This is a genomic window from uncultured Porphyromonas sp., from assembly GCF_905372525.1.
GTDB lineage: Bacteria > Bacteroidota > Bacteroidia > Bacteroidales > Porphyromonadaceae > Porphyromonas.
Genome location: NZ_CAJPPN010000004.1, coordinates 59,764 through 78,726 on the forward strand (window position 1 = coordinate 59,764; position 18,963 = coordinate 78,726).

Genomic DNA, 18,963 nt, shown 5'->3' on the forward strand with positions numbered 1-18,963 from the left:
CCAAGCCGAGCCCAACAACGACAACCCCCTCCCCCTAGGCTCAATGCCGAGCCCAAGGGGGAAGGGATTGTCTTATCATTAGGATAGAGAGGAGAGTACTGCCCTCTACCCTCCATTAGGAGCTATGGAGTCTGCTTAGGAGGGACGCTGTAGACAAGGCTTCTTCACGAGTTGTCCGTCTTCAAAGAGGAGGATGTTGTAATACTCATCGTCCTTGGACTGGGTGAGGTCTGCGAGGAACTTATCTTGGAAGGTAGCGCACCACCTAGTATTATAGTAGCGGAAGTCAATGCTGAGGATCGGCTCTGGATGGAGGAATAGCTCCGAACGCAAGTCCACGGCGACAAAGAGCGGACGTGCCCCCAACTGCTCGGCATAATGTGTGACTGATGAGAGCGTAGGGCAGGAAGGTGAGCTACAGCCCTCCTGGTAGATATAGACGAGCCATTTGCGCCCCTTTCGTGCGATTGCTTCCCGTAGCTCATGCCCATTAACGAGGAGCACCGACCTCTGCTGTCGAACTTGGGCTAGAGCTTTATCCACGTCCGTCAAACGGCCTTGGGAGAAGACGACACGTGCCTGCAGCTCTTTGGGGAGTTGGTTATACCCCGTCGTCAAGCCATAGACACGGATGACACCCGTGCAGAGCAGTAGCGCAAGGAGGGCGATAAGACACCCGATGAATGAGCCTATTCCGATAGACCACTTTGCTAATCGTCGCATAGAGTAAACGCTGTATGAGTCGGTAGTTTGGAAGGCTATCCCATTGTGGCCTTCCCTTCCCTCAAAGGTAGGGTATTTAGACAGATTAATCCATTTGACTCTACAAACAAATTCAACACACCTTTACCCGACTTACTCTATGCCGCCAACTCCTCACCCACCCTCTTATGCTCTTCCAGAGAGTAAATAGGATGACCATCTAAGCATCTAGAAAGTCTGTGACAAGCATCTGGGAAAGGTCTGTAGTCTCCTTTTGTTTGACTCAATAAAAGTTAGAAATGGGGGATTGAAGCACCTACTATATTTTATCGGATGGAAAAACTTCTACGAAATAAGTTTGATGGATATTTTAAGGTGTAAGCCACTCCCTTAGGCACAGCTACAACCAATCGAGCTCAGATCAATACAGATCTTTACGCTAGAACTATACCTTGTGAGATATGATTATGCATTATCTACAAATAGATGACAAGGTAGATTTCCGAAGTAAACTCTCACAATCAAGGAGCCTTCTGGCTAAATTTATTACTTTTGTCCTCTGCGGAGTCATCCTTAGAATTCTAGTTTAATATATAGCAATAAATGTATCCATTATTATGCTAAATCACAAACTTAATCTATCAATATTTTCTTTTAAGATTAAACGAAGACAGAGTAGCAACGGAGACGAACTTCAGATAGATGATTTTCTATCCTCAACCTATCCTGGACCAGATCCCTTCAGTACATTCTCAGAGAGAATCCTTGCCACATTGTCAACCCCTTACACAAACAGGAACGGAACTTTAGGTGCGATTCAGGCCGGGTGGCATAACATCGATGTGAGCAGGAGAATCCTTGATATTACGCTTGATGGTGGGATAACTGGGATCAAACAGTCTCTCATTGGTTCTGGCTCGAAGCCGTCAAGACAGACAATTGACACTCGGGATATTGTTGCCCTACGCTACTTCGTTCGAATCTGGATGCCATCTTTAACCAGTTCGGGATATATTTTCCTCCAGTCTTACACATCCTATACTATTAAACCCTTAATTCAAGATGTATTACTCTCGGTACTAAGACAAAAAGGCCATACCCTCATTGGGGATAGAATCAACAGAACGACGACTAAACAACGAATGGAGGAATTCTTTGCTAAGGGAGTCCCTATCGCGCTTTCTATTATCAATAAACCTTCTGAGTACGATATAAGCGTCCCCTCTCCTACATCTGCAATTATAACCCTCAAGGGAGGAAATCTCCCTACGACTGCTAATCTGACAGAAGATAGTATCAAAGACCTTGCAAGGGAAAGATTTGGGATTACACTCTCAGAGGAGGATTATTCTTATCAATATAAGGTCAAGTATCAAATAACAAATGATCGAGGTGAGAAGGAGCAGAAAGAGTGTCTCCTCGAGGCTCAAGACGGAGCTCAACTTATCCCGAATATAATTATCCCCGAAGATTACATCGACAGCGATAACTACCCAATTACAAGCAGAATGCAACAGCTTTGTGATGATGAGATTAATCAAATTAATTCAGAACATCAAGAAGGTTGAGCCTTTACACACATTTTTGATTATTAGGAGTGAAGGGAAAAGTGCCTTAATTTCTAACCCGAGGGGACAAGAGCGCTCTATCGGGGCAAGGATTATGTGGGGGATTCTTTGGTATGTTATTCCCATGATTGCCTCTTTGGGTGGGATTTTTTGGGGAAACCAAGAGATACAGGGGGTTATTAAATCCTTTGAAAATCTTGCTGGAGTTGCCATTCCTCTTTTTATGGGGGCATTCTTTTCCCTACTACTCGCTATACCAAGTAGCGTTGATAAATTACAGAAAATGGGACTGGATGAAGGGACTTTCTCCAGAGGGAAGAAGGCATACAAACAGCTTGCTTCTATCATGCAGTTTCAAATACTACTCTGTTTTGCTATTCTTTTACTCTGGCTCCTAAGAATTACTATGCTCTGTATCCTAAAGTGGGGTGAATATATCTACGGGTTATTATCCATCATACTTCTCTTCAGATTCATTGTAACCATCATTTATCTCATTATCCGTTACCATTATCTTGTCAAAATAGAGATTAAATAGGAGACATAGGGACTTTGATTAAATAGCCCGCCCCGCAGCTACTATTTGGGTAGCTGCGGGGCGGGCTATTTTTAGGGGTTTGTGCCGTGGGGGCTACTTGCCAGCTAGGGTGCGTAGACGCTCTTCGGTCTTGGTGCGAAGGTGCTCTGAGAGCTCCTCCTCGGGGATACGCTTCAGGACATCGGCGGCGAAGGCATTGCTGAGCATCAGCTTGGCTTCCTGTAGGGCGATCCCTCGCTGGCGCATATAGAAGAGTGCATCCTCGCTGAGCTGCCCTGTGGTCATCCCGTGGGAGCACTTCACGTCATCGGCATAGATCTCCAGCTGAGGCTTGGACTGCATGCGAGCAGAGGGCGAGAGCAGGAGGTTGCGATTGTTCTGATAGGCCTGCGTCTTCTGCGCATCTTGTGCCACAAGGATACGTCCAGTGAAGACACCACGACTCTCATCGAGGAGGATGTACTTGAAGAGTTCATCCGAGGTACAGTGGGGCACTGCGTGCTCGATGAAGGAGAAGTTATCGGTGTGCATACGCTCGCTGGTGAGTGAGAAGCCCGAGACACGTAGGTCGGCCTCCTCTTCGGCGAGGGTGATGAAGTAGTTGTTGCGGGTCGTGCCGTTTCGGAGCGTCAGCGTGGAGAGGTCCGCGTGGCTACCGCCCATCTGACGGACGTAGGTAGAGGTCAAGCGAATATTACCCGAGCCTGACTCCTCCCGATCAATGAGCGAGAAGCGTGCGCCACGGCCGACATAGACCTCTAGGGTACGTAGGGTCATTGCCCGTACGTCCTCCTCGGGGCAGTCCTTGTAGTAGACCGCTAGCTCGGCAGCGTCCTCCACGATGAAGAGGGCTCGCTCGATCGCTAAGTGCCCCTCTGTGCGAGGAAGGATATAGCGAAGCTCGATATGCCCAGGTACCTTCAGTCCTCGGGGGACATAGACGACGAAGACCTCATTGGCCAGCAGGGTAGAGAGGGCGACAAGCCCATCTTTAGAGGCGGGAGCTATGCGGGCATAATGCTCCTGGGCGACCTCGGGATAGAGGCGAACGAAGTCCGAGATAGAGCCGATGAAGACACCTTCGGGGACGACCTGCGAAGCCCAGTAGGGAGAGCCCTCCTGAGTAAGGAGCTGCCAGTCGTGCTCTAGGAGCTTGGGGACATCGGTGCGCTGGTAGTCTTCGCTCTTGAAGGCGGGTAGCCCGAGGCGAGCAAAGGCATCGAAGGCCTCCTCCCGATAGTGCTGCAGGAGGGGCACTCGCTGACGCAGCTCATCGGCATGCGCTGCGTACAGATCGAGATAGTGCTTAGTCTGTGCGTCCATCGCTCGTCTAGTCCTTTACCTCGTCCTTGATCCAGTCGTAGCCCTTCTCCTCGAGCTCTAGGGCTAGCTCTGGGCCACCACTACGCACGATACGTCCCTTGTAGAGGACGTGGACATAGTCGGGGCGGATGTAGTCCAGCAGACGCTGGTAGTGTGTGATGACGATCGTAGCATTCTCGGGGCTACGGAGCTCATTCACTCCCTTGGCCACGATACGTAGGGCGTCGATGTCCAGACCGCTATCGGTCTCGTCGAGAATCGCTAGCTTAGGCTCGAGCATAGCCATCTGGAAGATCTCGTTGCGCTTCTTCTCCCCCCCCGAGAAACCTTCGTTGACGGAGCGGCTAGCGAGCTTGTTGTCGAGCTCCACCAGTTCACGCTTCTGCTTCATGAGCTTGAGGAACTCTGCGGCAGGGATGGGATCTAGCCCCTGTGCCTTACGCTTCTCATTGAGGGCTGCACGCATGAAGTTCACCATGCTCACCCCTGGGATCTCCACAGGATACTGGAAGCTCATGAAGAGCCCCAGGTGGGCACGCTCCTCGGGCTCTAGCTCTAGGAGGTCTCGCCCCTCGAAGAGGACGGAGCCCTCGGTGACTTCGTAGTTAGGGTTACCGACGAGGACCGAGGAGAGGGTACTCTTCCCTGAGCCGTTAGGACCCATGATGGCATGGATCTCACCCTTCTTGACCTCGAGGTTGATCCCCTTGAGTATTTCCTTATCTGCGATAGCAGCGTGGAGGTTACGTATCTGTAGCATATCTATTGATCGTATCTAGTCTTGTCTGTATATGATGGGAATGCGAAGGGGGGGGACACTAGCCCACGGAGCCTTCGAGGGAGATAGAGAGGAGCTTCTGCGCCTCGACGGCGAACTCCATCGGGAGCTTGTTCATGACCTCCTTGGCATAGCCATTGACGATCAGGCCTACAGCCTCCTCCACGCCTATGCCTCGCTGCTGGCAGTAGAAGATCTGATCTTCGCTGATCTTGCTCGTCGTGGCCTCGTGCTCGATGATCGCCGTATCGTTGTCCACGTGCACGTAGGGGAAGGTATGCGCCCCACAGCGGTCGCTCAGCAGGAGGCTGTCGCACTGGGAGTGATTGCGGGCATTCTCTGCATCAGGGCCTGCGTAGACGAGCCCACGGTAGCTATTCTGACTCTGCCCTGCAGAGATACCCTTGGAGACGATGCGGCTACGGGTATTCCGCCCGAGGTGGATCATCTTCGTGCCGGTATCTGCCTGCTGGAAGTTGTTGGTCACCGCCACGGAGTAGAACTCTGCCACGGAGTCATCACCCTGCAGGATACAGCTGGGATACTTCCACGTGATGGCAGAGCCGGTCTCGACCTGCGTCCAAGAGAGCTTAGAGGCAGTGCCCCGGCAGAGGCCTCGCTTGGTGACGAAGTTATATACACCGCCCTTGCCCTCCTTGTCGCCGGGGTACCAATTCTGCACCGTGGAGTACTTCACCTCGGCATCCTTCTCGACGATGATCTCGACGATAGCGGCATGGAGCTGGTTCTCGTCACGCTGGGGAGCGGTACAGCCCTCTAGGTAGCTGACGTAGGCGCCCTCATCGGCGACGATCAGGGTGCGCTCGAACTGGCCCGTGTTCATCGCATTGATGCGGAAGTAGGTGGAGAGCTCCATCGGGCAACGTGTCCCCTTCGGGATGTAGACGAAGGAGCCATCGCTGAAGACGGCAGAGTTCAGCGCAGCGAAGAAGTTGTCCTTGTACGGGACGACCACCCCGAGGTACTGACGTACCAGCTCGGGGTACTCACGTACGGCCTCGCTGAAGGAGCAGAAGATGATCCCCTTCTCAGCGAGTGTCTCCCGGAAGGTCGTCTTGACCGACACTGAGTCCATGACGGCATCGACAGCGATACCGCTCAGCATCTTCTGTTCCTCGAGGGGGATACCCAGCTTCTCGAAGGTACGAAGGAGCTCGGGGTCTACCTCATCGAGGCTCTTCGGCCCTTCCTTCTTCTTGGGTGCAGCGTAGTAGATGATGTCCTGATAGTCGATCGGGGGGATCTTCAGGAGCGCCCAGTCGGGCTGCTCTAGGGTCTGCCAGTGGCGGAAGGCCTCTAGGCGAAACTCCAGGAGCCACTCGGGCTCACCCTTCTTCTCAGAGATCAAGCGCACGGTGTCCTCAGTGAGTCCCTTGCCGATAGTCTCTGTGTCTATATCTGTCGTAAAGCCGTATTTATAGTCGCTCGATGTTACCTCATCGATGATCTGATCGTTATCCTGCATGTAGAATATCTGAAAGGATTAGTCCTCCACTACTGCTAACACTCTAGTGTATGGATTGTTTCGTGTGGAAATGTACTAGGATATGTAACAAATCTTAAAGATAGCTAGACGACTAAGCCCTCCTCAGGTCAGGCTAAGGGGATGCCCCTCCCATGACCGGATCTGTGGCTTAGTCGTCCTGCTAGGCACCGTGAGTCTTGCCTTACTTGGCGTAGCTCACAGAGCGAGTCTCGCGGATGACGGTGATCTTCACCTGACCTGGGTAGGTCATCTCGTCCTGGATGCGCTTAGCGATCTCGGCCGAGAGTGTGGTGATCGTGTTGTCGTCGGTATTCTCTGCCCCTACGATGACACGGAGCTCACGTCCGGCCTGGATAGCATAGGTCTTCACGACGCCGGGGTAGGAGAGGGCGAGCTGCTCTAGGTCGTTGAGTCGCTTGATATAGGCCTCTACGATCTCACGGCGGGCACCGGGGCGAGCACCGCTGATCGCGTCACAGACCTGTACGATCGGGGCGATGAGGCTCTCCATCTCGATCTCGTCGTGGTGTGCCCCGACGGCGTTGCAGATGGTCGGCTTCTCCTTGTACTTCTCGCAGAGCTTCATCCCTAGGAGAGCATGGGGTAGCTCGGGCTCGTCGTCGGGTACCTTGCCGATGTCGTGTAGGAGCCCAGCACGCTTGGCCTGCTTGGGGTTGAGCCCGAGCTCAGAGGCCATGATGGCGCAGAGGTTGGCGGTCTCACGGGAGTGCTGTAGGAGGTTCTGCCCGTAGGAGGAGCGGTACTTCATCTTCCCGATCAGGCGGATGAGCTCAGGGTGCATACCGTGGATACCGAGGTCGATGACGGTACGCTTCCCCGTCTCGATGATCTCCTCCTCGATCTGCTTGCGCACCTTGGAGACGACCTCCTCGATACGTGCGGGGTGGATACGTCCGTCCTGTACCAGCTGGTGCAGGGCTAGACGGGCGACCTCACGACGTACGGGGTCGAAGCTACTGAGGACGATCGCCTCTGGGGTATCGTCTACGATGATCTCTATACCGGTGGCTGCCTCGAGGGCACGGATGTTACGCCCCTCACGACCGATGATGCGCCCCTTGATCTCGTCACTCTCGATATGGAAGACGGTCACGGAGTTCTCTATGGCGGTCTCGGTGGCTAGGCGCTGGATGGACTGTACGACGATCTTCTTGGCCTCCTTGTTGGCGGTCATCTTCGCCTCCTCCACGATGTCGTTGATGTAGCCCTGAGCCTGGTCACGAGCCTCAGCACGAAGGCTCTCGATCAGTCGCTCACGAGCCTCGTCGGCGGAGAGGCCTCCGAGAGCCTCTAGTCGCTTCTGTTCACTCTGCAGGAGGGCCTCTAGCTCTACCTTCTTGGCCTCGAACTCGCCCTTACGGAGCTCATACTCGGCCTTCTTCTCCTCGATGCCCTCGCTCTGCTGGGCGAGTTGCTCCCGTAGGGTATCTATCTCCTGGTGTTGCTTCTGGAGCTCGCTCTGGCGCTGGTTCAGCTCCTGCTCACGTCCCTTGAGCTTGCTCTCTATCTGCTTGAGCTTATTATTTCGTTGGGCTACCTGTTGCTCTAGGTCTCCCTTGAGCTGGAGGAACTTCTCCTTGACCTCCAGTAGCTTCTTTTGCTTCAGTACCTCTGCCTCCCGCTCTGCCTCGCTGAGGATGGTGCGTGTCTTCTGACCAAGCAGTCGCTCGGTGACAAACCACATCAGGGACGCTCCGACGAGGAACGCCATGGCGCAAAGGGCGATGATGGTAATTGTTCCCATTCTTTCCTTGCTTCTTTGAGTTTATATGTAGCAGGAATGGACACACGTCGCCCCACCCTCCTCACACCAGAGGAGTCCCTCTGGGGCGGTGGGTAGGAGTTAGGACCGAGTAGGCAGGTTCGCCAGAGCGGATTGGATGAGCTCCTCCAGCTGCTTGTTGGCTCGGCTTAGGCGGGGGAGCAGGTGCTCTCTCCGTCTAGCCTCTAGCTCTAGGAGCTCCTCATGGCGAGCTGCTATGTCTAGGGCGGTCATCGCCAGATAGCCCGAAGCGGGCATCTCAGAGGGATGGGGGTACTTAGCTTTGTAGAGGAGCGTGGTACGTGTAATCTCCTCCCCAGCTCTGCGTAGCAGGCTCTCGCTATCGCGGGGTATCCTGAGGTGCAGGCGCATATCCTCCACGAGGATGGAGATACGCTGTAGGGGGGGATCATTCTCCAGAGCTGTGTCTCGTCCCTTATCCAGCTCCTTGTCCAGCTCCTTATCCATATCGAAGTCGCTTGTATATCTCTCGGTGGGTCAGCCTCGCGCTGCCGCTATCGTGATACGCTCTACTCATCGGCGAGCTGTCGGATGCAGCACTCCACCTCGGTGATGATCCCATCTAGGATCTGCCGAGCCTGCTGGAGTTCCTCCTCCGTCGAGCCTCTTCTCAGGGAGAGAGCGAGGCTAGACATGGAGCTCTGCTCGTAGAGTGTCTGGAGCTCTGCCCGCAGGTGACTGAGCTCCTCTTGGCGTAAGCAGAGCTCCGTCTCCAGCTCTACGATACGAGTGCGCTGTAGCGAGATGACATCTCCTAGGCGGGAGATATTGACCTCGAGGCGCTGTAGCTCTAGTCCCTCGTCCTGAGTCATTGCGTGGTCATTCCTTTGTCCACAAAGGTACGACTTTTCAGGTAGAACGCCCCCCTCTCTCCCCGAGGCGAAGGCCTCCCACCGCTACCGATCGTCCCCTCGTCCTGCTCGGGGGGGGGAGCTTGGGGATCCCCCTCCCTCGTAGCCTACACTCTCCGCTTCGGCGGGCAGAGGTGGGGAGATATGCAGGGCTGATGCATGAAATCACCATAGTGCGAGGGCAAGGTCGTGGGGGGAGCATACGCCGAAGATAGAATTATCCGTGCCCCGGGTGTAGAGATCCCCAGCGAAGACCTCTTACCTAGGAGGGATGAGTATACACGTGTGTACACAACTGTATACCCACGTGTACACAACAGTATACACGCGTGTACACTACTTCGCTCTAAGTATATCCTCTGTAGGGCTCACTTGTAGGCCTATCCCTTGGGGATAATACGTAGGATCTGTAGTGATGGGCTAAGGCTCCCTAGGGAATGAAATAATCCCCCCCGAAGATCCAAAGGCAGGAGTGTGAGCGAGATCATACGTCGGCCCTGGGGAGATATGTGAGTGTAGGGGGGAAGGCATTCGGGGGGAGAGGATATATACGGGGAGCGGGTAGCTCTGCTCGCTCCACTCGTGAGCTCGCAGGGCTACCCGCTCCCCATAGAGGTCTACCCTCGTTGCCTAGACGAACTCGATCAGCGAGGTCAGCATCACGAGGATCGAGCAGAGCCGTGCTAGACGTAGGGTTCGGCGCCGAGGGGTATGGTACCGATCGATGATCCAGAAGGCAGTGATGAAGACTAGGGCGGGTATGCTCAGCCCCAGATAGAATAGGTAGTCATGGCGGACCGAGAAGCGATCCACGAGGAAGATCAGTAGGCTCCCCAGAGGGAAGAGCAAGAGTAGGCGTTGGTGCCGAGCCGTCGTTGTTGTTGCTTCCATAGAGTCTATGTGTTCGTGTATATATAAACTAAGAGTCTTGCTATCGGTGTGGTCTCACAGTAATGTAATAAGCCGTGCAAGTGTGGGCAAAGATACGGAGTTTTCGACGAACATCCCCTCCCCCTGACGCCCCACATGACACCAGCCTAGGCGGTCAAGGTGGGGCGAAGCCTATAGACCCTTCATTTCCCGCTCCCCGAGGGGGCTCTAGGGCTCTTACCTAGAGCCCCGTTGCGCTCTCGGTAAGAGCCCGACCATCACCTTACATAGGTGACGAAGACGCTCTTTATAGGAGCGCACCCGTCACCTATGTAAGGTGATTGGGGCACCCTCTATAGGAGCTCAGAGACGCCCTCCGTAGCAGGGGAGTGAGGGGGGCGGAGCGCACCCGACGGACAGAGCTCTAGGCGGGGGAGGTAGTGGATACTTTTTCCTACCTTTGAGCACAGGGTCTGTATGGATACCCCGCTGGACCCCGAGGCGGGTCGGGAGTGTGGATAGCATATGGGCTCGGTCATGTCTCACCCCTTAATAGCGACCCTCAATGAGATATATAGCCTTTGCCCGTAGGGCACTCCTAGTAATGCTCTTCGGGTGCCTTGCCCTACAGATCCCAACTATGCTACACGCCCAGCGAAAGACCCCAAGCGCAGAAGCACTGATCAAGGAGATCAAGCGAGCGCAGGAGGATGACCTCCCCCGTAGTGCGATCAAGGCGGCCGAGGAGCTCTCTCTCCTCGGACAGAACCAGCACAACCTCTATCACATCCTCATCGCACAGGATGTCCTCTGGCAGAACTGGCGACGCATCGACCATGAGCATCAGACAGGGCTCTTCCGCACGCTCTACGGACTACGGGGAGCAGCCTGGCTCGGGCGATATGAGCAGGCCATGCTCGCCCTCTACACCCTCTACAGCTATGAGCGTGTACGTCCCTCGTACTTCTATCGTGAGGATGTCCTGCGCTCCAAGGCCAAGGACAGTACCCTCTACGACCCCACCTCCTGGACGAGCCTGCAGTATCAGGAGCGCTATCAGGAGCTGGTGGAGAAGCTACGCCGATCACAGGAGGTCCTCAACGAGCCCCTCGGGAAGTATCGGGAGCTCTTCGGCGACGAGCCGGTCGTGGGGGTCGAGACGCTGGGCACAGAGCTCCTCGGGCAGCTAGCCCTCCTCCATGCTCGGGAGCGTAGGGAGCAGACCCGCTATGCCACGTTCTTCACCGAGGCCATGGGCTGGATACGACCCATCGCCGAGGGGGGGAGTAGCGTCTACTTTCGGAGTCTGGTGGACTTCTATAGCCTGCGCCTACAGCTCTCGCCCGAGAAGGGGAAGCTGACGAATGCACGAGCCGAGGAGCTCATCTATGCCTTCGCCCATAAATACGTCTCCACCCCCGAGATCAGCAACTATATCGCAGCGCTGCGCCAGTACTACCCACGCCGAGGGGTCGCCTACGCCTCGTTCCTCGAGTTCTTCATCCAGCAGGCGACACGCCTCTCGGCCAAGGAGCAGAAGGAGCTCCGTGAGGCGCACCGTAATGCCCTCGCCTATACCTATGATATGCACGTGCCCGCGCGCGTCACGGGGAAGGATACCCTCACCGTAAAGCTCCCCAGCTGCTATCTCGTGAGCAAGGTGCGCCTCTGCCTCTATGCTGCTCCGAAGATCCTTCGCCCAGACCAAGTGTCGTGGAGGCTAGGCGACTTCGACAAGCCCCTGCAGGAGAAGCTCCTTACCCTCTCCCTCGATAGTCTCGGCTATTCAAAGGAGCAGACGATCGAATTCCCGCTACCACGAGTGGGGAACTACTGCGTGTACATAGAGGTCACCCCCGATCCACGGGCTACGACAGGTACACCCACCGATGAGGAGTACTTTACCTATACGAAGTACCTTACCCTCGAGCGGATCAATACGACGAACGGCTCTCGCCTACAGTGGCTCGAGGCTATGACGGGTCGTCCCCTCGCCTCCACCTGGATCAGCCTCTACGAGGAGGCTGACCGCAAGGATGATACAGAGCCCGAGTACACCCTGCTGAAGAAGCTCAAGACAGATGCCTATGGGCTCCACCTAGTCGATGAGGATGCTGAGCTGTATGCCCTATCGGATGCCTCAGACCCCCTGCGGGTCGAGGATGGGGATATCTATGAGGAGGAGCCCGACGAGGACTTTACCTACGACCCCAATGTACGAGCCGATATGATCTGGATCACCCCCGATCGTCCCGCCTACCGCCCGGGTCAGACGGTGCGTGTCTATGGCTGGACGGCCGAGGTCGGGCGCCTCATCGAGACGGCTCGGTCACTCACGGGGAGAGCTGTGCTCGTACGCCTCTATGATACCAATAGCAAGGAGGTCGCTCGGCGAGAGGCTGTCCCCAGCCGATGGGGAGACTTCGCCGTGGACTTCACCCTACCTACTGACCGCCTCTCGGGGCGATACTATGTGCGAGCCTTCTTCCAGCAGGCAGCACGACCCGGGGTCTACACAGCCCGCTCGGAGGCTCAGACCTTCGAGGTGGCAGAGTACAAGCGGCGTGCGACAGAGCTTCTCCTCACGCCCCCCGATCCTCCCTATCAGGTCGGTCAGACCGTGTCTATCCCAGGGCAGGTGCGTACCCTGAGCGGTACGGGTGTCGCCGGGGCGAAGGTGAGCTACCGCCTCGTGGCCAACCGCTACTCCTGGGCTCCCTGGGGTGAGGGGACTAGAGGCGGAGGCAATAGAGTACTCGCCGATAGCGTGCTGACGACCGATGCCGAGGGACGCTTTGTCCTGCCAGCGAGACTCCGGGAGATAGAGCCGACAGCCGATGAGCGGTCGGAGGACGAGCTCTTCTCCTGGTATCGCTATCATCTATATGTGAGCACGACGGACGGTACGGGCGAGAGCCACAGCGAGACGATCAACCTACCCGTAGGACGTAGCGTCAGCGCTATCCAAGCCTGGATCCCCCCACTGATCAACAAGGAGCAGGAGGATGCGATCCTGACCTTCCGTAGGTATGGCTACGACGAGGGCAATGAGCCTCTGTCCGTCTCCTACAGCATTCGTCAGGACAGCCGAGAGCTACACAAAGGCAAGGTCCAGCTCGATAGCATCATCCACCTCAAGACCCTCTTAGCCCCCCTCTCGGCTGGTCGCTATACGCTCACCTATTCCGCTGACTATGGCCGAGGTGTGAGCTATGAGGGCAAGCGTACCTTCTACCTCTACGATGGGGCGCGAGACCGACGTCTGACCGGGATGCGCTTACCTCTCTTCATGCAGCGAGCCTCGGGGACTTATAGCTCTACCCGCCCTGCTCGTGTCTACTGGATGAGTGGGCTAGAGGGCGGATATGTCTTCTACGAGGTAAGCTATCAGGGTGGTCGTATCGCTGAGGGACTCCTTCGCTCTCGAGCAGAGGCCATCAATGTCTTCGATGTCCCCCTGCCTAAGAATGGCTTTACTCCCGACCAGCTGGACATCCACTTCTATACGGTGCACCATGGCGTCCTGACCCAGTGTACCGCTACGATCCATCGTGAGCAACCCAAGCGATCTCTGACCCTCAAGTGGGATACCTTCAGAGATCGTATCCTAGCTGGAGGTCAGGAGCAGTGGAGCTTCACCCTCAGCCACGAGGGGAAGCGTGTGGATAGCGCCTCTGTCGCCGTATGGATGTATGATGCCTCCCTCGATAAGATCGGGTATCTCTCCCTAGACTATGATCGTCCTCTGATAGGTGCACTCTCTATCGATAGCCTCTCCAGCGACTTCTACCGATCCTATATCCGATTCCACCTCGGGGGGAGTGTGCCCACACCACCCTGGCTGCAGCAGCTCAAGGATGATGAGGCTAAGGCGGACTTTGTCTATCCTCCAAAGCCCGTCACGCCACCCGCCAAGGCTGATGATGAGTATGACCAAGAGGTGATCACCGAGGGCTCCTACGAAGGGAAGCTCGAGATGGCTCTCTCCGGAGCCCTCTATGGGGAGAGTGCGACGAAGAAGGCTTCGGCAATAAGCATACGTGGGATGGCCTCCGTGAGTCGCCCTCAGCTCGAGGAGGTCATGGTGGTTGGCTACGCCTCTAAGGACACTCAGGATGAAGTCCTAAAGCCCGATGAGATAAGGGTTGTGGCGAATGAATCTAAGAATGATCCTAAGCCTCGTCGGGTGGATGCTACAAAGCTGGCCCCGCTCTCTATACGAACGAACTTCAATGAGAGTGCCTATTTCTACCCCTTCCTGCGCACAGATAAGCAAGGTAAGGTCAGCTGGAGCGCACGTGTCCCCGAGACCCTCACCCGCTGGAAGCTCATTGTCCTAGCCCACACCTCCGATATGAAGCTCCTCCGGCATACCGAGAGCATAGAGGCCTACAAGGACTTCAGCGTACGCCCCAATGTACCCCGCTTCCTCCGAGAGGGGGATAGTGTCCGTATCTCCACCACCGTCTCTAATGGGTCGAAGGTCGCCCAGCGAGGTCTCTTCACCCTAGAGCTCTTCGAGCCCAAGACGAAGCGGACGCTCTATAGTCAGGAGCAGACCTTTGACCTCCCAGCAGGGAACTCTACCGATATCGTCCTGCCCGTCAGTGGCTATGCGGGGCTTGACTCCGTCGGGCTACGTGTCATCGCCCGAGGGAAGACCTCCTCGGACGGAGAGCAGCACCTCGTGCCCGTCATCACGGATCAGGAGGAGCTGACGGAGAGCCTAGCCTTCAACATCAGCCGACAGGGACGGCACGAGATCGCCCTAGATAGCCTCTTCCCGCAGAACGGCTTCGTCCCCGAGCGTGGGCGATTTGACCTGCGTATAGAGTCTAACCCACTGTACCTAGCCCTCTCTGCCCTACCCGACCTCGGCTACCTCAAGGGAAGCTCGGCACTAGATGCTGCCGCCGCTCTCTATGCTCAGTCTGTGGCTCTGGAGGTGTCGCATGCCGAGGGCTTCCGTGAGTGGTTCGAGGCACGCTGGAATGCCCTTCCTGCTGCCCAGCGTGGTCGTCTCAGTGCCGATGATAGTCTGAAGCTCCAGACCGGAGCACAGACCCCATGGATGGGAGTCGCCGACAGAGAGGCCGCACGCGAAGCCACTCTGCTGAAGTACCTTCAGAACCCCTCGAGGGAAGTGCCCCTCTCCCGCATCCTGCAGCAGCTCTCCGACCTCCAGCTCTCCAGCGGTCTGTGGAGCTGGTATCCAGGCATGAAGGGAAGCCCCTATGTGACGGAGAGTGTACTACGCCTACTGCTACGTGTCCCCTCCTACGATCGACTGGAGCAGGCTGATCGCCTGCGGGTTCAGGAGCTTGTCCGCCGAGGCTTCCGTGGCATAGAGGCAAGTATCATCGAGGAGTATCGGAGGGCGCTTAGACTAAAGAAAAAGAATTCCTACTCCTACACCGATCTGGACTACCTCTACCTCGTGGCACTCGCCGAGCATCGAGGGTTCTACAAGCCCGAAGGGGAGGTACGCAAGGCTCATTCCTTCTTCTACACCGAGCTCAAGCGGGTGGCCCGCAAGCTTCCCCTCTCAGAGAAGGCCTTGGCTGCCGTAGTCTTTGCCTACGGACGAGACGCTTCGCTGGCCAAGGGGCTCATCGCTTCGCTACGTGAATACCTCCAGCAGGACAAGACGGGGATGTTCTATGCCAATCAGGTCTTCCGTGGTTACTTCTGGATCAACCGCACGATGCCGACGATGACCAGCACGCTGGAGGCTATGCGGATCGTCTCCCCCGAGGCTGAGCGGGAGACCATGCGGGAGATGCAGCGCTGGATCATCAACCAGAAGCGAGCTACCTCCTGGAACTCCTCCCTCTCCACCGCCGAGGCGATCTATGCCCTCTCACTGGATATAGACGGGGGTAAGGGTACTCGCCGAGCCAATAGCTCCACGGTCGAGCTCCCCTTCACCGATGGACAGGTCTATCGCTGGGAGGGTGCGTATATCGAGGCCTCCCGCCCCTTCACCGCCACCTCTCGCCCCGAGCGACAGATGACCGTCACGACGCAGTCCGATGGCGAGGTGTGGGGCTCTGCCTTCGCTCGCTACACGATCCCCACAAGCCAAGTGGAGGCACGAGGGAAGGAGCTGCAGATAAGCCGTGAGACCTTCGTCCAGACGCTCCGTGATGGTAAGCCAACGCTCCTCCCCCTCACGGAGGGCTATACCCTGAGGGTAGGTGACCGCCTGAGGACGAAGATTACCCTTCGTCTGACGCAGGATCTGGACTTTGTCACCCTGCGTGATCCTCGTCCAGGCTTCGCCGAGCCCATTGCACAGACGGCTCACTACCAGTGGGGAGCAGGTACGGGCTACTATGTAGAGCCGAAGGACAAGGAGACGAACTTCTACTTCGACCATCTCCTCAGAGGGGAGTACGTCCTAGAGTATGAGCAGTACGTCACACGCACCGGCCTCTACTCGGGGCGCGTGACTCGGGCACAGTCAGCCTATGCCCCTGAGTACTCGGCTCATACGGCAGCCTCGCCTAGGCAGCTCGTCCAGCAGATGAGGTGATCGGACGGAGAGCCCACCACAGAGGACTCGGGGGGAGGACACATCGGGGTCCTTCCCCCGAGTCGGCTCTCTGACGGTAGGGTTGGGAGAGTTGTCACAGATGGGTCTTTATGGAGGCTTTTGTAGGCAGAACACGTGGAATTGGAGGTATCTTTTGTATCTTTGTGCTAAAAGCTAAAATGCGAGATGTGAAATGAATTTATACTTCATCGGTATAGGGGGGATCGGCATGAGTGCCCTCGTGCGCTACTTTTTGCGCAAGGGTGATCAGGTGGCAGGCTATGACCTGACCCCCTCGCCTCTCATTGAGGCGCTTGTCCAGGAGGGCGCACAGGTGCACTTCGAGGACAATGTCTCGTGCATCCCCGAGCCCTTCCGCTCGCCCGACACCCTCGTGGTCTACACCCCTGCTGTCCCCAGTGATCATCGGGAGCTAACCTTCTACCGCAATCAGGGCAACAAGATCCTCAAGCGGGCTGAGCTCCTCGGGGAGCTGACTCGCCGTGAGCGAGCCCTCTGCGTGGCAGGTACGCACGGCAAGACCACGACCACCACACTCATCGCTCACCTACTGCGACAGAGCACGGTGGACTGCCATGCCTTCCTCGGGGGGATCTCCAATAACTATCAGACGAACTTTCTCTACTCCCAGCACAGCGACTATGCTGTGATCGAGGCCGATGAGTTTGACCGTTCGTTCCATCACCTCTCGCCCTATATCGCCGTCGTCACCTCAGCCGACCCCGACCACCTAGATATCTATCATACGCCCGAGGCCTATCGGGAGAGCTTCGAGCACTTCACCTCGCTCATCAGTGCCGAGGGGGCGCTCATCATGCGTCAGGGGATCCCCATCACCCCGAGGCTCCAGGCGGGCACTCGCCTCTATACCTATGGGCTGGAGGGTGAGGGGGCGGACTTCTACGCCTCGGATGTCCGAGTGGAGGAGGGACGTCTCTTCTTCACTTGGCATCACCCAGCGCTCGGGGGGCTCCCTGCGGGCGAGCTACGTGTAGAGCTTGGCGTGCCCCTGCTGGTGAATGTAGAGAATGCCGTAGCAGCTATGGCCGTCGCCCTACTGTGTGGCGTGACCGAGGAGGAGCTCCGCTCAGGGGTTGCCTCCTTCCGTGGGGTACACCGACGCTTCGATAGGGTCGTCGATACACCACGCTGTGTCTTGATAGACGACTACGCCCACCATCCCAATGAGCTTGGGCCAAGTATCCGCTCCGTCAAGGGGCTCTACCCGACACGGCGGATCCTCGGGGTCTTCCAGCCCCACCTCTATAGTCGTACACAAGACTTCTATCGGGAGTTTGCCGAGAGCCTAGATGTGCTCGATGAGGTGATCCTCCTAGATATCTACCCTGCCCGTGAGCAGCCGATCCCCGGGGTCACCTCGGAGATGATCCAGCGTGAGATGCATCACGCCCAGGTGAAGGTGCTGCCTAAGTCAGGCCTACTGCCCGAGCTAGAGGCTCGAGCAGAGCTCCCCGAGGTCATCCTGATGGTCGGCGCGGGAGATATAGACCGCCTCGTCCCTCAGGTCGCTAGCTGGATACGAAGTAGACTATGAAGCGCGGGCGACGCATACGAAGTATAGCAGTAGGGCTGCTGGCAGTGGGACTGCTGGCCGTCTTCGTCTACCTCTTCGTCTCGTCCCCCTCTCAGAGACCGTCCGACGGGCGGTGTGGAGCAGTGGCCGTACACATCCAGGCACACCAGGGTGGCGATCCTCTCTTCCTCAGCCCTGAGGGTATCCTAGATGAGCTGACACACCATGGGCTGGTGCTGAAGGGGCGCCCCCTAGACTCGATCGACCTGCGAGGTATCGAGCGTATCCTCTCCTCACTCTCGGTCTATGAGCGGGTAGAGGCCTTCGTCGCCCCTTCCTCCTCCACGCTCCAGATCCGCCTCCGAGAGAAGCACCCCCTCTTCATCGTACAGGATCGCACGGGCAAGAGCTACTATGTCACCGAGGGAAGGGGAACGATCGCCGTCCGTCAGGGCTTCGCTACCTACCTGCCCATCGTCTCGGGCGAGCTCGATCTACCGTATGCCACCTCGGACGTCTACGACCTCATGGCCGCCCTGCGTAGGGATAGCGATCTGGTGGACTACTTCGGGCAGGTCTATGTGGATGCCTCTGAGGGTATCGTGCTGATCCCCCGTATCGGCCATACACGGGTCATCATCGGCAAGACCACGGACTGGGCAGAGAAGCTACGCAAGTGGCGTATCTTCGCTTCGTCTGTCCTCCCTCGGCGTGGGATGGATGCTTTCGCCTATGTCAATCTCGACTACGCTGGCCAGATCGTCGCACGTGACCGATACGGCGTCCAGGGCTTCGGTCGGGATGAGGAGGGCGAGCTCGTCCGCCTCGATGCCACCAGTGTGAGCTCCGAGCCAACGACTCCTGAGCCAGCGAAGGTTCCCCCTACACCGGCTCCACGTCCTGAGCCCCGCCCCGCTCCACGCCCTGAGCCC

Annotated in this window: 13 protein-coding genes; 5 read left to right on the top strand and 8 right to left on the bottom strand. The window is 56.7% G+C overall.

Annotated features, from left to right (window positions below; translation table 11 throughout):
• Nucleotides 1–135 precede the first annotated feature (135 nt).
• A complete protein-coding gene (locus tag QZ170_RS01790) occupies nucleotides 136–723 on the bottom strand; it encodes a hypothetical protein (protein WP_297176273.1) in 588 nt (195 codons plus the stop codon).
• A 596-nt stretch (nucleotides 724–1,319) separates the two neighbouring features.
• Between QZ170_RS01790 and QZ170_RS01795 the strand changes: the two genes are divergently transcribed.
• Nucleotides 1,320–2,270 carry a hypothetical protein gene (locus QZ170_RS01795; protein WP_297176275.1) on the top strand — a complete coding sequence of 317 codons (951 nt, stop codon included), beginning with the start codon at nucleotides 1,320–1,322 and terminating at the stop codon, nucleotides 2,268–2,270.
• The gene (locus QZ170_RS01800; RefSeq protein ID WP_297176276.1) at nucleotides 2,227–2,808 is read left to right on the top strand and encodes a hypothetical protein; all 582 of its coding nucleotides are present in this window, start codon (nucleotides 2,227–2,229) and stop codon (nucleotides 2,806–2,808) included. The genes QZ170_RS01795 and QZ170_RS01800 overlap by 44 nt, the downstream gene beginning before the upstream one ends.
• Nucleotides 2,809–2,901: 93 nt before the next feature.
• Here the strand turns inward: QZ170_RS01800 and sufD are convergent, their stop codons facing one another.
• From sufD to QZ170_RS01835, 7 genes are all read right to left on the bottom strand, one after another.
• Entirely contained in the window at nucleotides 2,902–4,131 is a 1,230-nt protein-coding gene (gene sufD, locus QZ170_RS01805; RefSeq protein ID WP_297176278.1) for a Fe-S cluster assembly protein SufD, read from the bottom strand.
• 7 nt (nucleotides 4,132–4,138) lie between these two features.
• Entirely contained in the window at nucleotides 4,139–4,891 is a 753-nt protein-coding gene (sufC, locus tag QZ170_RS01810; RefSeq protein ID WP_297176280.1) for a Fe-S cluster assembly ATPase SufC, read from the bottom strand.
• Between the two features lie 58 nt (nucleotides 4,892–4,949).
• The gene (gene sufB / locus QZ170_RS01815; protein WP_297176281.1) at nucleotides 4,950–6,395 is read right to left on the bottom strand and encodes a Fe-S cluster assembly protein SufB; all 1,446 of its coding nucleotides are present in this window, start codon (nucleotides 6,393–6,395) and stop codon (nucleotides 4,950–4,952) included.
• Between the two features lie 202 nt (nucleotides 6,396–6,597).
• Nucleotides 6,598–8,181 (bottom strand): ribonuclease Y, encoded by a 1,584-nt coding sequence (rny, locus tag QZ170_RS01820; RefSeq protein WP_297176283.1) that lies wholly within the window; start codon nucleotides 8,179–8,181, stop codon nucleotides 6,598–6,600.
• A 99-nt stretch (nucleotides 8,182–8,280) separates the two neighbouring features.
• Nucleotides 8,281–8,667: a cell division protein ZapA gene (locus QZ170_RS01825; RefSeq protein ID WP_297176285.1), complete on the bottom strand. Its 387-nt coding sequence runs from the start codon at nucleotides 8,665–8,667 to the stop codon at nucleotides 8,281–8,283.
• A gap of 62 nt (nucleotides 8,668–8,729) precedes the next feature.
• Nucleotides 8,730–9,032, bottom strand: coding sequence for a hypothetical protein (locus QZ170_RS01830; RefSeq protein ID WP_297176288.1), 303 nt, complete (start codon nucleotides 9,030–9,032; stop codon nucleotides 8,730–8,732).
• A gap of 669 nt (nucleotides 9,033–9,701) precedes the next feature.
• Complete coding sequence (locus tag QZ170_RS01835) at nucleotides 9,702–9,962, bottom strand: hypothetical protein (protein WP_297176289.1); 261 nt, start codon at nucleotides 9,960–9,962, stop codon at nucleotides 9,702–9,704.
• Nucleotides 9,963–10,506: 544 nt separating this feature from the next.
• Between QZ170_RS01835 and QZ170_RS01840 the strand changes: the two genes are divergently transcribed.
• The 3 genes from QZ170_RS01840 to QZ170_RS01850 all read left to right on the top strand — a co-directional run.
• Nucleotides 10,507–16,476 (top strand): alpha-2-macroglobulin family protein, encoded by a 5,970-nt coding sequence (locus QZ170_RS01840; protein ID WP_297176291.1) that lies wholly within the window; start codon nucleotides 10,507–10,509, stop codon nucleotides 16,474–16,476.
• A gap of 193 nt (nucleotides 16,477–16,669) precedes the next feature.
• Nucleotides 16,670–18,052 (top strand): UDP-N-acetylmuramate--L-alanine ligase, encoded by a 1,383-nt coding sequence (gene murC / locus QZ170_RS01845; RefSeq protein ID WP_297176293.1) that lies wholly within the window; start codon nucleotides 16,670–16,672, stop codon nucleotides 18,050–18,052.
• Nucleotides 18,049–18,963: hypothetical protein (locus tag QZ170_RS01850; RefSeq protein ID WP_297176295.1), on the top strand; the 915-nt coding region annotated here is incomplete at its 3' end. The genes murC and QZ170_RS01850, both read left to right, overlap by 4 nt.

What these genes read in the sequence shown, in the direction of transcription:
- QZ170_RS01790 (WP_297176273.1), bottom strand. Translation starts at nt 723, where the DNA reads ATGCGACGATTAGCAAAGTGGTCTATCGGAATAGGCTCATTCATCGGG.
- QZ170_RS01795 (WP_297176275.1), top strand. Translation starts at nt 1,320, where the DNA reads ATGCTAAATCACAAACTTAATCTATCAATATTTTCTTTTAAGATTAAA.
- QZ170_RS01800 (WP_297176276.1), top strand. Translation starts at nt 2,227, where the DNA reads ATGATGAGATTAATCAAATTAATTCAGAACATCAAGAAGGTTGAGCCT.
- sufD (WP_297176278.1), bottom strand. Translation starts at nt 4,131, where the DNA reads ATGGACGCACAGACTAAGCACTATCTCGATCTGTACGCAGCGCATGCC.
- sufC (WP_297176280.1), bottom strand. Translation starts at nt 4,891, where the DNA reads ATGCTACAGATACGTAACCTCCACGCTGCTATCGCAGATAAGGAAATA.
- sufB (WP_297176281.1), bottom strand. Translation starts at nt 6,395, where the DNA reads ATGCAGGATAACGATCAGATCATCGATGAGGTAACATCGAGCGACTAT.
- rny (WP_297176283.1), bottom strand. Translation starts at nt 8,181, where the DNA reads ATGGGAACAATTACCATCATCGCCCTTTGCGCCATGGCGTTCCTCGTC.
- QZ170_RS01825 (WP_297176285.1), bottom strand. Translation starts at nt 8,667, where the DNA reads ATGGATAAGGAGCTGGACAAGGAGCTGGATAAGGGACGAGACACAGCT.
- QZ170_RS01830 (WP_297176288.1), bottom strand. Translation starts at nt 9,032, where the DNA reads ATGACTCAGGACGAGGGACTAGAGCTACAGCGCCTCGAGGTCAATATC.
- QZ170_RS01835 (WP_297176289.1), bottom strand. Translation starts at nt 9,962, where the DNA reads ATGGAAGCAACAACAACGACGGCTCGGCACCAACGCCTACTCTTGCTC.
- QZ170_RS01840 (WP_297176291.1), top strand. Translation starts at nt 10,507, where the DNA reads ATGAGATATATAGCCTTTGCCCGTAGGGCACTCCTAGTAATGCTCTTC.
- murC (WP_297176293.1), top strand. Translation starts at nt 16,670, where the DNA reads ATGAATTTATACTTCATCGGTATAGGGGGGATCGGCATGAGTGCCCTC.